General features: G+C 37.2%; 13 protein-coding genes. 4 read left to right on the top strand and 9 right to left on the bottom strand.

Going from position 1 to position 13,163, the window contains the following annotated elements:
• Positions 1-2: 2 nt before the first annotated feature.
• From FFM65_RS05825 to FFM65_RS05795, 7 genes are all read right to left on the bottom strand, one after another.
• On the bottom strand, positions 3-2,285 hold the full coding sequence (locus FFM65_RS05825; RefSeq protein ID WP_119318076.1) for a hypothetical protein: 2,283 nt from the start codon (positions 2,283-2,285) through the stop codon (positions 3-5).
• Between the two features lie 171 nt (positions 2,286-2,456).
• Entirely contained in the window at positions 2,457-3,572 is a 1,116-nt protein-coding gene (locus FFM65_RS05820; protein ID WP_119318075.1) for a DUF916 domain-containing protein, read from the bottom strand.
• Positions 3,573-3,576: 4 nt separating this feature from the next.
• Positions 3,577-4,557 carry a WxL protein peptidoglycan domain-containing protein gene (locus FFM65_RS05815; RefSeq protein ID WP_119318074.1) on the bottom strand — a complete coding sequence of 327 codons (981 nt, stop codon included), beginning with the start codon at positions 4,555-4,557 and terminating at the stop codon, positions 3,577-3,579.
• Between the two features lie 84 nt (positions 4,558-4,641).
• A complete protein-coding gene (locus tag FFM65_RS05810; RefSeq protein ID WP_119318073.1) occupies positions 4,642-5,736 on the bottom strand; it encodes a DUF3324 domain-containing protein in 1,095 nt (364 codons plus the stop codon).
• A gap of 114 nt (positions 5,737-5,850) precedes the next feature.
• Positions 5,851-6,681, bottom strand: coding sequence for a WxL domain-containing protein (locus tag FFM65_RS05805; protein ID WP_119318072.1), 831 nt, complete (start codon positions 6,679-6,681; stop codon positions 5,851-5,853).
• A 125-nt stretch (positions 6,682-6,806) separates the two neighbouring features.
• Positions 6,807-7,289 carry an LPXTG cell wall anchor domain-containing protein gene (locus tag FFM65_RS05800; protein WP_119318071.1) on the bottom strand — a complete coding sequence of 161 codons (483 nt, stop codon included), beginning with the start codon at positions 7,287-7,289 and terminating at the stop codon, positions 6,807-6,809.
• A 114-nt stretch (positions 7,290-7,403) separates the two neighbouring features.
• Entirely contained in the window at positions 7,404-7,916 is a 513-nt protein-coding gene (locus FFM65_RS05795) for a GNAT family N-acetyltransferase (RefSeq protein ID WP_119318070.1), read from the bottom strand.
• Positions 7,917-8,009: 93 nt separating this feature from the next.
• Here FFM65_RS05795 and tpx point away from each other — a divergent pair, with 93 nt between their 5' ends.
• Positions 8,010-8,507, top strand: a complete 498-nt coding sequence (gene tpx / locus FFM65_RS05790) for a thiol peroxidase (protein WP_119318069.1) — start codon at positions 8,010-8,012, stop codon at positions 8,505-8,507.
• 44 nt (positions 8,508-8,551) lie between these two features.
• Here tpx and FFM65_RS05785 read toward each other — a convergent pair whose 3' ends face one another.
• A complete protein-coding gene (locus FFM65_RS05785; protein WP_119318068.1) occupies positions 8,552-9,313 on the bottom strand; it encodes a flavodoxin family protein in 762 nt (253 codons plus the stop codon).
• Positions 9,314-9,426: 113 nt separating this feature from the next.
• Here FFM65_RS05785 and FFM65_RS05780 point away from each other — a divergent pair, with 113 nt between their 5' ends.
• The 3 genes from FFM65_RS05780 to FFM65_RS12140 all read left to right on the top strand — a co-directional run bounded on the left by FFM65_RS05780 (position 9,427) and on the right by FFM65_RS12140 (position 11,833).
• Positions 9,427-10,068: an SDR family oxidoreductase gene (locus tag FFM65_RS05780; protein ID WP_119318067.1), complete on the top strand. Its 642-nt coding sequence runs from the start codon at positions 9,427-9,429 to the stop codon at positions 10,066-10,068.
• A 181-nt stretch (positions 10,069-10,249) separates the two neighbouring features.
• Positions 10,250-11,587: an NCS2 family permease gene (locus tag FFM65_RS05775; protein WP_119318066.1), complete on the top strand. Its 1,338-nt coding sequence runs from the start codon at positions 10,250-10,252 to the stop codon at positions 11,585-11,587.
• 87 nt (positions 11,588-11,674) lie between these two features.
• The gene (locus FFM65_RS12140) at positions 11,675-11,833 is read left to right on the top strand and encodes a hypothetical protein (protein ID WP_161936670.1); all 159 of its coding nucleotides are present in this window, start codon (positions 11,675-11,677) and stop codon (positions 11,831-11,833) included.
• A 445-nt stretch (positions 11,834-12,278) separates the two neighbouring features.
• On the opposite strand, the gene FFM65_RS05770 is transcribed toward FFM65_RS12140, so the two are convergent.
• Positions 12,279-13,157: a shikimate dehydrogenase gene (locus tag FFM65_RS05770; protein WP_119318065.1), complete on the bottom strand. Its 879-nt coding sequence runs from the start codon at positions 13,155-13,157 to the stop codon at positions 12,279-12,281.
• Positions 13,158-13,163: the final 6 nt, after the last annotated feature.

Genomic DNA, 13,163 nt, shown 5'->3' with positions numbered 1-13,163 from the left:
GTCTAATTTGTAATTGAATTGACTAAAGTCCAATTTAGAGTTCCTTGATATTTGCCTGCTGGTGATACTTGATCTTGATCTGGTTCTAGTAACAAGCCAGTATTTTTCGTCCAGGTAGCTGATAAATCACTAACGGTTTTGTCTTGATATGAATTCAAGTCTTGGGCTATCAATTCATCTGAACTGGTCAATGGTTCGGTAGTTGCTTGGTTCTTTTTGTAAACTAAACTACCGTGGAAAGACTTGCCGTTTAGTGATAGTCCGTTCGTGGACACATCTAATTTCCAAGGAGATCTGAGACTAGTTACGGTCAAGTCAAAATCATTTTTTCTTGTGATGTATTTTTTCGTTGCTTGATAATTGATGTCTTGGAAATTCAAATCCTTTGAAACAGTCAATTTCAAAATTTTATCAGGGACTTTGTTGCCTTCAATTTTGAATTGCGGTGTACTTGTTGTTTCAATCGCATTGTCGCCCTTGAATGTGGCCGGCGCTGGTGAAACGGTGATTTCTTGGCCAGTTGAATTAGTAGCGGTACCGTTTAAAACTATGTCAGCACTCGTATAACCATTATTAGTGTCGATTGTTCCGAGGTCTTTTGTCAAAGTGTAACCTAAAGTGCTATTAGTCATCCCTTTAGAATCGGAAATTGTAATTGGACTACTACTATTACCATTGGCATCTTTATAAGTGATTGTAGCTGAACGATAGGTAACATCAGTTGGCAAATTCAAATCAGAGACGATATTTTGCCAGTTTTCACGTGAGGTATTATCCCACTTCAAATTGTAGTCAAAGCTCAAATTATCGCCATTATTGACGGTATTGTCGGTTGAATCGTCAGTGATAGTTTTGTTCAAATCGTTATCAGTCAATGAAGCAGTCGCTGTGGCAGTGGCTAGTGCGGGGATTGATTCGAAAACGGCTAGTTTGCTGTAATTAGCTTTCTCATTATTGGCACCGGTCAAGCCCCAATAAACGTGTCCGTCAGTTGGATTACCGAGTTCGCTAGGATCGACTGGGATAGTTTCTTTAACTTCGTCATAATAATCACTCTGACCGGTATTAGTAGTTCCGTCAGGATATTTGTCATTGTAATCATAACTAATTGTAGCCGGATTCCCATTTTCAGCTGGATTCCAAGTAAAGGTCAAATGATGCCAATAAATTGGATTACCATTTTCATCGTCACCGTCAATCAAGTGAGTTTGAGTTGGTGCTGCTTGATAGGTCGACAAAGCCTTACCTTTATTGGAAACACCTGTGATATAAGCCCACAAGCTACCATTTCCAATCGTCGAAAGACTAGCTTTTAGTTGATCATCATTACGAATATTATTTAAATCCAATGACTTGTACGAAACTGAATTGCCAGGATAAGTCAAATTGATCAAGCCATAAGAACTACCCGTATTACCTAACTTCAATGAAGGAATGTAATTGCCAAAATCAACACTTAATAAATCATTATAGGCTGGAAAAGTAGCAGGTGGCGTATCCGTACCCTTTGGCGTATCAAAACTATTCAATGTGTAATACAAATATTTCTTCCCACCAGTATGTAGGACATTATCATAATCTATTGGAGTTTCGCCAATTTGAATAGGCTGTTGAAGTTTACTCCCCATCAAATTGTTATCTTCTGTTTTGAAATTCAAAGCAATACTGTTACCAACCGCAGTCTGGGCGGCCTGTTCCGGGGTATTGGTCGTGGCACCAGAACTAGAGTCTTTACTCCAATTCCAATTACCCAAAAGATTAGTACCAATAGCTTTCAATTTAGCTGTATCGGCTCCCATCGAACCTAGAGATTGCATTCCAGCTCCCATGGCAGAAGTTCCACGAGAATCATTTTGCAAAACTAACGACATCCCTTCACCATTGCTCAAAGGATCCGTATCTTCTCCAGAACCAAAATAAAGCCAAACCGAAACAGTTTGTTTTTTATTTATATCAATATAATTATCACTGCCACTGCCTATTTTTGACCAGGCAGCTCCGACACTCTTTTCATCACCACTCTTAGCCATATCCAAAACACGACCGTTGTGCTTATCAGATGAATCACTAGAATTGTTGTAAATAGTAGCCGAGTTAGTTTGATATGGATAATTGTCATCTTCAGTAGATGTCTTCTCAAAATTGCCAACATCAAAGTACTTTGAAATATCCAAACCAACTGGCGCATTGCTAATAGCATCACTGTCGGCGTCCGCAAAAACTACTTGAGTAGTAAACGGCATGAGAACAATAAATGTCAATAATACAGCTGATAGAACAGCCAATTTATTTTTATTATTGAACGTGATACGTCACTCCTTCAATTATCTCTATTCTTATAATAGTTCATAATTAAAGTGTTGAACGTTAATAAATAATAAAATTATTTTTGATTATTGAATTATGAGAGCAAAAAAATCGTCTTACCAATCAAAATTAGTAAGGCGATTTTATCTTTATTTCTTATGACGTTCTGAACGAGTACTACCTGATCTTGAATCTTTTGACTTGTCAGGTTTCTTGGTACTTCTCATATTGAGTTTGCCACGACCCTTAGTTGGACCGTTACCCTTATTACGTTGTGAATAGTAGAGGTACATCCAAACTACGACGGCAATCAAAACGATAATTCCGATAATGATTCCAATCCACTGTTTATTGTTGGATTCCTGCTTTGGTGAAGCCGCATCATTGACGTTATCAACTTGACGTTGTTTGACAGTGATATTGTAATTAAATGACTTTTCAAAACCAGAATCGTTCTTCAAAGTAATGTGTGCTTTGTAAGTTCCGGCATCTAACTTCTTCACTGGAATGAAGTAGTTGAATTGCGAATTAGGAGCGATTTGAAGGTTATCTGCACTGTAGTTAGTCTTCTTACTACCATTAGTGATTTCTGCCTTCAGAGACACTTTATTGATGTTTATCGGCGCTGTATTGTCCAAGGTGTAGGCAATTCCTGTTGAACCGGCTACAGCTTTTGGTGCCGCGGAAGTCAAATGCATATCAGGCATGACACCATCATCTTTGGAGCGCAAAACTACCCCTTTGACGTAGCGAACTTGATTCTTGATATTGATATTTTTAGATTTCGTTGGACTAACTGAAGCTGTAGTCGTAACACCACCCAAAATAATTCCCGCATATTCAGAATCAGGTGACTTTACTTTGAACTCGACCGTCTTATTCTCACCAGTAGCCAAGTGGACAGTTTGTTTACGTTTGCCCTCGACTAGAGATGTTAAGGATGGCAGTTTTGATTTGTACAATTGGGCGTTGTATTTATCGTAGCCAATCACACCAGAGTCCGCCGTATAAGCATTATTGACTTCAGCCGTGACCGTGATTGATTTACTACCAGTGTTGGCAATCAAAACTTTCAAAGTTTGGTCTTTATTAGGCTCAACTTTGAGATCAAAGAAAGATTCATCCTTGTTGATTTGATTGTCTGGTAAAATTGCCTGAATCGCATAGGACTTATCAGGCGCAGCTTTAACTGTTGTCGCGAAAGGTAAAAATGTTGCAATTAATAGTAATAATGTGGAAAAAAAGACAATTATTCGTTTCTTCATACTTTTAACTCCTACCTGAATGCCATATTGCCCAGAAAATTAGGAAAATCAACGATACTAAGACGCAGACGATTAAGATGTAAGTCGTTGTCTTATTATAGATCAGACCCTTACAACGTTTATTAATGTCATTAGCCTGATCTTGGGTGATGGTATAAGTTTTGTGGAACGTCCAAGTAGCCTTCCCACTTCGAGCTGCACCTTTGACGACATACTTCCCGGCTTGAATTGGGGTCGTATTTTGGTCAAAGTCAACTGGAATCCGAGAATTTGGGGCTACTTTAGGATACGTGAGATCCGCTGACATAGTTTTGGGACCTAGGTTGAATCTATCAAGCCAACTCTTGCGTTTGACTGTTACGTGGACGATAACATTTTTCATCATTCCTGGTTCTTTGTTTTGGAGATTTACTATTATGTGAGGCTTTTTGTTGATTACATCTAGAGATAAGTTGTGTAATGTAACAATACCACCAACTGGCTTATTAGAATCGGTAATCCAAACTGGAACATCGGCGTTACCTCCAACTGCATTACTTACATCATAAATATTAAATCCACCTAAAATAAGATTATCTATTTTTCCAGATGGTAGTTTCACTTTAAATGAAACATCTTTTGTTTTTCCAGCCTTAATTGAAATTGTTTGTGCTTTAGTCATATCGGCAAAGGCATATTTAAGGCCATATTGACCCGCTTTAACTTTATCAGTATAAACTATTTTACCATCCATTGAAGTAGTAGCATTAGTTGGTTCTACTTTTAAACGCAATTTTCGAATACCAAAATTAGAGATTGATATTGTTAATGTTCTAGTCGAATTAGGTTTACCAATTATTTGAAATCGATCACTGACATCTGAATCTCCAACAAGTGGGGTAACAGTCACACCACTTATGTCAGCTTTAGCATCCTGGGGAGACACTAAAAAAACAAAAAATGTAAAAAACAATAACGATAGTAGATATAGAATTTTCTTATTCATAATTATCCTCTGATTATTACTTCTAATATCTATGATACTAAAAAAGCTGTTCCAAGTCTTGGAACAGCTTAATTTAATTATTTATTAGCGACGACGTCTTCTTGTTGTATTACCACCATTACTATTGTTATTGTTCTTATTATTGTTTCTTCTACCTAGATAGATACCTAATCCCAAAATAATAGCTAAGGCAAGAATACCTAATAGAATATATAACCATAGATAATTTGGCTTAATACCTGCCAATTTATTATACTTAGCTGCATCATTATTAGTAATAGTAAAGTCTTTATTTAGAACCCAACTTTTAATACCACCAGCAGTCTTATAAGTTAATTTCAAATGGTAATCACCCGCTTGCAAACGTTTCTTACCCCAAGAAATTCCATAGTTGTAATTAGATGTTGGAGCTAACGACTGATTATCTGCATTTGATGTAATTTTAAAGCTTTTATCGCCTTTCTTTGTCACAACAGCTTTTGAAGATAAAGATCCAGCATAAGAATTAGTAGAATTATGAACATTTGCCTTTACGCCTGGTTGTTTTCCATCTGCCCCTGCAACAGTACCCGGTCTTACTGCCGTAATTGAATATTTTGCTTCTTCATTCTCAGTATTTTTTTGATGAATTTGAATAGGAATTGAATAACTAAATTTATTCTTAATTAGCGTACCATTGGAAGAAACTGTTCCTTTTGCTTTTTCCTTATAGGGATATACGGTTACTCCACCCATTAAGTAGCCTTTAAATGCCTTTTTAGGAATTGTTATTGTGAACTTTAAAGTAGCCGTAGTCTTTCCCGGAACTGAAAATACTTGCTTTTGAGGAGATGCGGTAGATTTTGTTTGAATTTTTAAAGAAGGATCAGTAACTTTAGACTTATCATATCTTAATTGTCCCGAATCGTTTGTATATGCGGTATTAACCATATACATAAATTTTCTTGTATTACTTGCCTTATTTAAAACCATCAATTGCAAATTAACAGTTTGGCCCGGATCACCTTCAATCACATAACTACCGGTTTCAACATTAACTGCTGTATCATCACTACCAACTGGTTTTAATGCATATTCACCAGAGGTTGCATTTACAGTTGTTCCACTAGAAAGAATACCCAACGTTATTGCAAATATAAAAAAGAAGAAAACAATTACCTTATTTTTTTTTCTAGTCATTACTCTATCCCTCCAAAAAGACTAATTGTCATACGGTTACATTATAAAATAAAAACCACTACACTAGTAGTGGTTTTTAGAATTACTATTTGTTTAATCTGAAATTTTGCTTTATTAACCTTGTGTTGTTGTCTTAGGTAGTGCTGTTAGAGTCCATGTAATAGGAGCATTCAATGAACTTACTTTTCCTTGAGATGCAGCAGGAATGTCACTAGGGATTACCAAGTTAGCTCCTGATTTACCGTCAGCTGATTCTCCTGATGATTTATATGTTGCTAGATATTCACCATCTTTGTATGATGTGCTATCTGGTGTAACACTCATAACAGTATTTGCAGCTCCACCTGAAGTTAATCCAACAGCGCTTGTATTTAAACCAGTAATAGGATTTTGACCGTCAGTAATACTTTGTGCAGCTAGATTCAATGTAAATGGACTTGTTGTCAAAGTTTGATCTTTGCCAGTAGATGCATCAACAAAGTTACCCAATTGAGCTTGTAGTTGGAAACCACCGGCTTTAGTCAAATCACGTGATTCAAGAACTGACAAGTTACCTTCACTGTTACCATCTGTTCCAACAGCATTTCCATCTTTTGTATTGTCTACCAAATTCTTTGTTTGTCCTGATACTGCATTACCAAAGTTGAAATCTGGAACTTCATTCAATACTAAGACACCACTTACAACCTTAACTGCTGCATTTGATGTAGCTGTTGCTTCTCCATCACCTTTGCCTGTTTCTGATTCATAAGCAATTGCTAATTGTCCATTATCTGGATTTGATAAGTTACCAATTTCTGTCTTATCAACATGTGTTACATTACCATCTTTGTCAATTGAACCTGTTGTTGTTGCAGCTTGTGCTGTAACTGCTGGTGCAACTGCTCCTAATACCATACCTACTGCTGCTAATGATCCTACTAAAACGTTTCTTGATAATTTCATGATATATCCTCCCTGATATAGAAAAATTATTTTTTGTTTTTCTCTTTCTTGATTACAATTAGATAATAACAAATTTTACATCTCGTACACTTCATAATTTGTAAAAGTTATTTATCTATTTTGAATCACTTTGAAACCTTTGAAACATGTAGAACGACCAAGCTTTTGCGGAGCTTGTAACCGTAAAAAGCGAATAGACCAATCAATATGGAAAAACCAGTAATGATTAATCCAGTATCATGTGCATCTCCCGTTTGTGGGTATGAAGACATGTTATTAATACTAACCGAAGGTGTATAGCCTGTATCCTTTATCTTCGATTCAGCACTAGTTCCAGTACTAGTACCTGTATTATCATCATTCAATAATACAGAACCATTACTACCGCCGCCACCACCGAGATCAGAAGTGTCATCTGACTTACTGGCGACAACCGCTACCGGTGCTGACCTGTCAGCGCCACCTCCTGTCGTGCTGTTGGATTCGGCAATTACATGTGTAAGGCCAAATCCTCCAATCACACCCAACAATATAACGGCAATTGCGAAGAAACCGACTACTCGCTTTTTGATATTGAGACTTTTTCTAGTTCTCATTCTTTTTTTCATATAAAAAACCTCTTCATCAAAAGTCTGTCTGTTTTCTCCTTACGCTTTGTATAGTACCATCTGTCTACCTCATAACTAGTCCGAAATTGTTAAGAATTTCTTACAAGAAGTGAATCATTTCTTTAAAAGATAGTATTTGACCAGATTCGACTGCATTGCGTATGGAAGCGTTTGATTGACTTCATAAATGTATTTAAACCCTAATAATTCCAATAATTTTTGTGGTGCCTGGTTATCTTTTTCACTTGATGCCCAAATCTCGGTCAAGTTCAACTCGTTGAATCCATACTCAATCAACAGTTGAACTGACTCTTTGGCGAAGCCTTGGTTGCGAAACTTCCTATTAATTACGAATCCTACTTCTCGTGTTAATAACAAATCGCCACTTTCGCCACGTTTATTCATCTCAATTATGCCGACCATCTGATCAGTCTCTTTTTGAGCAATGACGAAAGCGCCGTCCCTTCTTTGATACATTTCCAATAAATTGTGAGCAAAACTCTCATCAGCCGTATATTCTAAACCAGCTAAATCGTGATTAGTTTTGTCCTGTACCAATTCAAAGAATTCAGGAAAATCTTTTTTTTGAAAATCTCGAATAATTATTTTATTTCCTATTAAGTTCATGGCTATATTCCTTGTCTTTTCAGTCTAATTTCTAGGTTTTTGATTCACGGTCATTTATAATAAATTTAGTTCGAATAGAAAGGTGTGATTTGTATGGATTTAGATTTTAAGGGAAAAACAATTACTACTTATGGTGATCCTTTGACTGTAGGTGAAAAGTTCCCTGATTTTACTGTTCTAAATAAAGATAACAATGAGGTCAAGTTGAGCAGTTTCTTAGACAAGCCTCTACTTATCAGTGTTGTTCCAAATATCAATACTAGTGTCTGCAGCGTGCAAACTAAGCATTTCAATGAAGAAATTGACGGACATTCAGAAATCAATTTTGTGACTATTTCAACTAACACTCCGGAAGAACAATCTCACTGGTGTGCTGCTGAAGGCGTTAAGAATATGGTCATGTTATCCGATATCGACCATGACTTCGGTAAGAAATCAAAGATTTGGATCAGAGACATTAACATTTTAGCTCGTTCCGTTTGGGTCGTTGATAAGAATGGTGAAATCATCTATTCCGAAATCGTACCTGTTCAAACTGATGAACCTAGCTATGATAAGGTTCTCGGTCAACTAAATGAATTAGTAAAGTAAAAAAATTAAGGTAGCCGTTTGACTGCCTTTTTTTAATGCTTAATTTAACGCCGACGATGCTTTACAAAAGTTACAAAATGCAAGATACAAGCTAACAAGACAAAGAAGATCACTGTAAAACTGACATAGTTCAACCAGAAATTACCGCCAATCCAATTCCTTAGTGGTAGTTGAATCCCCATCGTAATCAGCGCCATTACCGCAATCATGAAGAATAATTGAATATATCTTTTCACAGTTGAATCATCCTTTCTCTTTTTGACAGATATCTTTTTGGCATACTTGTGACACAGTTCTTTCTTATTGTTAGGGATTTCTTTCATCCCAAAAGTATTTGGCAAAACTATCTCTCCGACCTTGATCACGCCAGCAGCTGACATCACTCGGTCAATCGTCTTGAAACTTTCGTCAGTGACACCGGTTAAAAAGTTCTCCAGGGTCGAGACGTAACAAGAACTGATACTCAAATAATGCTTATTCTTGAATTGTCCGGGGATCATGTCGCCATTTTCTTTGAAATAAACTAGTTTTGGTCGCATACAATCGAAGAAATTCTTCAAAACACCAGATAATTCGCGAAAATAAGTTGGTGCTGCAAAGACCCAGACGTCACTATCCATCAATTTTTGCGATAATTCATCCAAAACTGGATTTTTTTCATGATATTTATGTGGAGTTATTTCGTAATTTTCTAAATAGATAGTTTCAGTTTCGACACCAGGGTCAACATTATCCAAGACTTCAGACAGCATTTCAGCATTGAGTCCATGTTCCTGATGCGAGGCTAATATTCCTAATATCTTCATATATACCCTCCCCTTTTTATTAATTTTAGTATAGACACATATAAGATACAAAAGACTAGCATTATCAAAAAATTGTTGCTACAGTATGGTTAACTAAGGAGGTTTCGAATTTTATGAAAGTTCTTATCATTGGTGCTCACGGAAAAGTCGGACACCTATTAATTGGAGAATTACAATCAAGAAACATCGATTTTGTTGCTGGATTGCGTAGTCAAGAACAGATCAAGGCCTACAATGAAAACAACATTGAAACACAATACATTGATTTGACCGCATCTTTAGACGAAATCAGTGCATCTATTGAAGAAAGTGGTGCCGATGTCATCGTCTTCTCTGCCGGTGCTGGTGGTGCAAGCGATGCTTTAACTATGGAAATCGACCTCGACGGTGCTATCAAGACAATGATGGTCGCTGAAGCTAACGATATCAAACGTTATATTATGGTTAGCTCTTTGTTCAGTGACGACCGTGACAAATGGGACGCTACCGGCATCAGACCTTACATGACTGCTAAACACTACGCTGACGACCATTTGCGTGGCACGAGCCTAGATTACACGATCATTCATCCTGGTGCTTTAACTAATGATGATGGTACGGGCAAGATTCAATTATTAGGTCCAAATGAATCTGGTTCGATCCCACGTGCTGACGTTGCTAAAGCTCTAGCTTTGATTATTGAAAACCCAGCTACAATCAAGAAAGAATATACTTTTGCTAGTGGTGACACACCAGCTGAGGAAGTTTTTAGATAGTTTGTCTTTTAGAGAGGTATTTTACAATTTTGTTTGTGAGATACTTTTTTATTGGCTTGAATAAATATAAATCCGAACAATATTTGATATAATTTTATTATTAATCGTCTTTTAGTTGTAATTTCTCATAATATCTGTAATACTTATGAAGTAAACAATAAAACCTTAGGGGGTTAATATCATGGAATCAGATCCAAGTCTCAGTTTCATGGAAAAACTATTTCACCTTAAAGAGGCTAATACAACTGTTCGTCGTGAAGTGTTAGCTGGATTAACAACGTTCGTTTCAATGGCTTATATTTTATTCGTCAACCCACAAGTTTTAGGAACAGCGGGTATGGACAAAGGCGCCGTCTTCACTGCTACTGCTCTTTCCGCAATTTTAGGTTCCGTTTTGATGGCTCTACTTGCTAACTATCCAATCGCTATCGCTCCAGGTTTGGGTGACAATGCCTTCTTTACTTATTCAGTAGTTCTCGCTATGGGTATTCCTTGGCAGACAGCTATGGCCGGAGTATTCATGTCGAGTATTTTATTCCTATTGATCTCTGTATTAAAATTACGTGAATTAGTCATCGATTCTATTCCACATGACTTAAAATTAGCTATGGCTGCTGGTATCGGTTTGTTCATCGCTTTCGTTGGTCTACAAGGTGGTGGCTTAGTCACAGCAAGTAAGTCTACTTTGGTAGAAATGGGTTCTTTGACCGTTCCTACAACTTGGTTAACTATCTTTGGACTAGTCGCAACTGGTCTGTTGATGGCCAAAAAAGTTCCTGGTTCAATTTTCATCGGTATGGTTTTGACAACTATCGTCGGTTTAATTACGAAATTAATTCCACTTCCAAAACAAATCATCTCAACTATTCCTAGTATGAAACCAACTTTTGGTGTCGGTGTGGCTCACATGCCAGATCTCGCTAACCCACAACTTTGGGCGGTCGTCTTAGTCTTCTTGTTGGTAGCTTTCTTCGATACTGCCGGTACTTTGATTGGTTTGGCCGAACAAGCTGGTTTCATGAAAGACAACAAAATGCCTCGTATCGGTAAAGCTTTGATGGCTGACTCTATTTCAATGCTTGGTGGTGCTGTCATGGGTACTACTCCAACTGCTGCCTTCGTTGAATCTTCTGCCGGTATCGCTGTTGGTGGTCGTACTGGTCTAACAGCTTTAGTCGTCAGTGTAATGTTCGCTATCTCAATGTTCTTCTCACCACTCTTATCAATCGTAACTACTAACGTTACTGCACCAGTTTTGATCATCGTTGGTATTTTGATGGCTCAATCAATGAAACAAATTGATTGGACTAAGTTTGAAATTGCCATGCCGGCCTTTCTAACAATTGTTGGTATGCCTTTGACTTATAATATCTCTTACGGTTTCGCCTTTGGTATCTTGTTCTACCCTCTAACAATGTGGGCCGCTGGTCGCCGTAAGGAAGTTACTCCTATTATGTATATCCTGTTCTTTGTCTTTATCTTGTTGCTTTATATTATTAATATTTTGCCTGGGAAGTAAATTTGGAAAACACTATCTAAAACTTTCTTTCATTCCAAAAACGTGTTATTTTTATGATACTAACTTGGTGCGAAAGGTAGTGTAATCATGTCAGTCAAAGTTAAAGCAATCAATGGCGAGCAAGTAATAACCATTCCTAGTACCATCCACCCAATGGCAACAGAATATGATATGTATCAAGGCTACGACGGAACAATCGTCTGCCTTCCTAAAAATAATGACAACAAAAAATCCGAAGCTGAATAATTTTAGCTTCGGATCTTTATTTGATTGATAAAATTAATCCTTTTGGATATAATACCCTTGTAAACGAAAAGAAGCCATGAGAGTCGTGATCCCATGACTTCAACATCAGATGGAATAGATTTTTGTGATAGCTAACCTTCTCGGTTAGCTTTTTTGATTATCGCGATACCATTTGCAAAATGCTCAAAAGCAATTGCAAAGATATACACTACAAAAGCGGTTTGCACCACACACACTCCAAACTTTTCCGATTGACATAGCAGACACCTCCATCTTCCGGATTAAACGAGGGGCGTCGCTCTACTCAACATTCTGACTAAGCCAACTTGGGAGCTACCCAAGAGTGCATGACTATACAGTTAGTATATTTAATTTCTGATAGATTTCCTAATTTATATATTTATACTAAAAAACTGACTCCATAATATTGGAATCAGTTTTTTTATTACTTTTGAGCTAATTTCTTTTCATAAGCTTGATACTCTGCGGTTGGCATGTCTTTACCTGTGAATAATTTATAAGCAGCAGCTCCTTGCCACAACAACATCCCTTTACCTGGTGCTGTGGTGCAACCGATACTTTCAGCATCTAGAATCAATTTAGTCTTCAAAGGATTATAAACTGTATCCGCTACGACTAAATCGGGACGCAAGAATGACTTATCGACTAAGGATTTGCCGTCCAAAGGTTTCATTCCCACAATTGTAGCATTGACTAAAATATCAGCTCGAGCAATTTCTGCTTTCAATTTATTTTGGTCGTCCAAATCACAAACTTGAACTTTAACCTCAGGTTTAGCTTGCTGAATCTTTTGTTTAGTCTGCTCGGCACGTTGGTAAAATTCATCTTTTTTATTGAAGATAGTAATTTCTGCAGCTCCGTCTAAGGCTGATTGAACTTCAATGGCTGTGGCTGCTCCACCAGAACCGAGAACAACTAATTTCTTATTAGCAATGTCGACACCATGCTCTTTCAAATTACGTACAAACCCGATTCCGTCGGTAATGTGGCCAGTCAATTTACCATTATCATTCACGATAACGTTGATAGCTCCGATAATTTTGGCAGCTGGTGATAACTCATTGACTAAACTGGCAGCAACAGTCTTGCAAGGCATGGTAACGTTACTGCCACGGACTTTAAATAACTTCAATGCATCGATAGCTCTAGGCATGTCTGCTTTTTTCACGTCAAAAGCCAAATAGGCATAATCCAAGCCTTGTTTCTTAAAACTGTAATTAAACATAGCTGGAGAACCTGAATGACCGACTGGTGAACCTAACAAAGTGAATAAACCGGTAGTTCCTGAAATGTGTCTTTCCATAATGAT

The sequence above is a fragment of the Companilactobacillus formosensis genome, assembly GCF_005405305.1.
GTDB lineage: Bacteria > Bacillota > Bacilli > Lactobacillales > Lactobacillaceae > Companilactobacillus > Companilactobacillus formosensis.
This window is presented reverse-complemented; position numbering and strand designations above follow the sequence as displayed.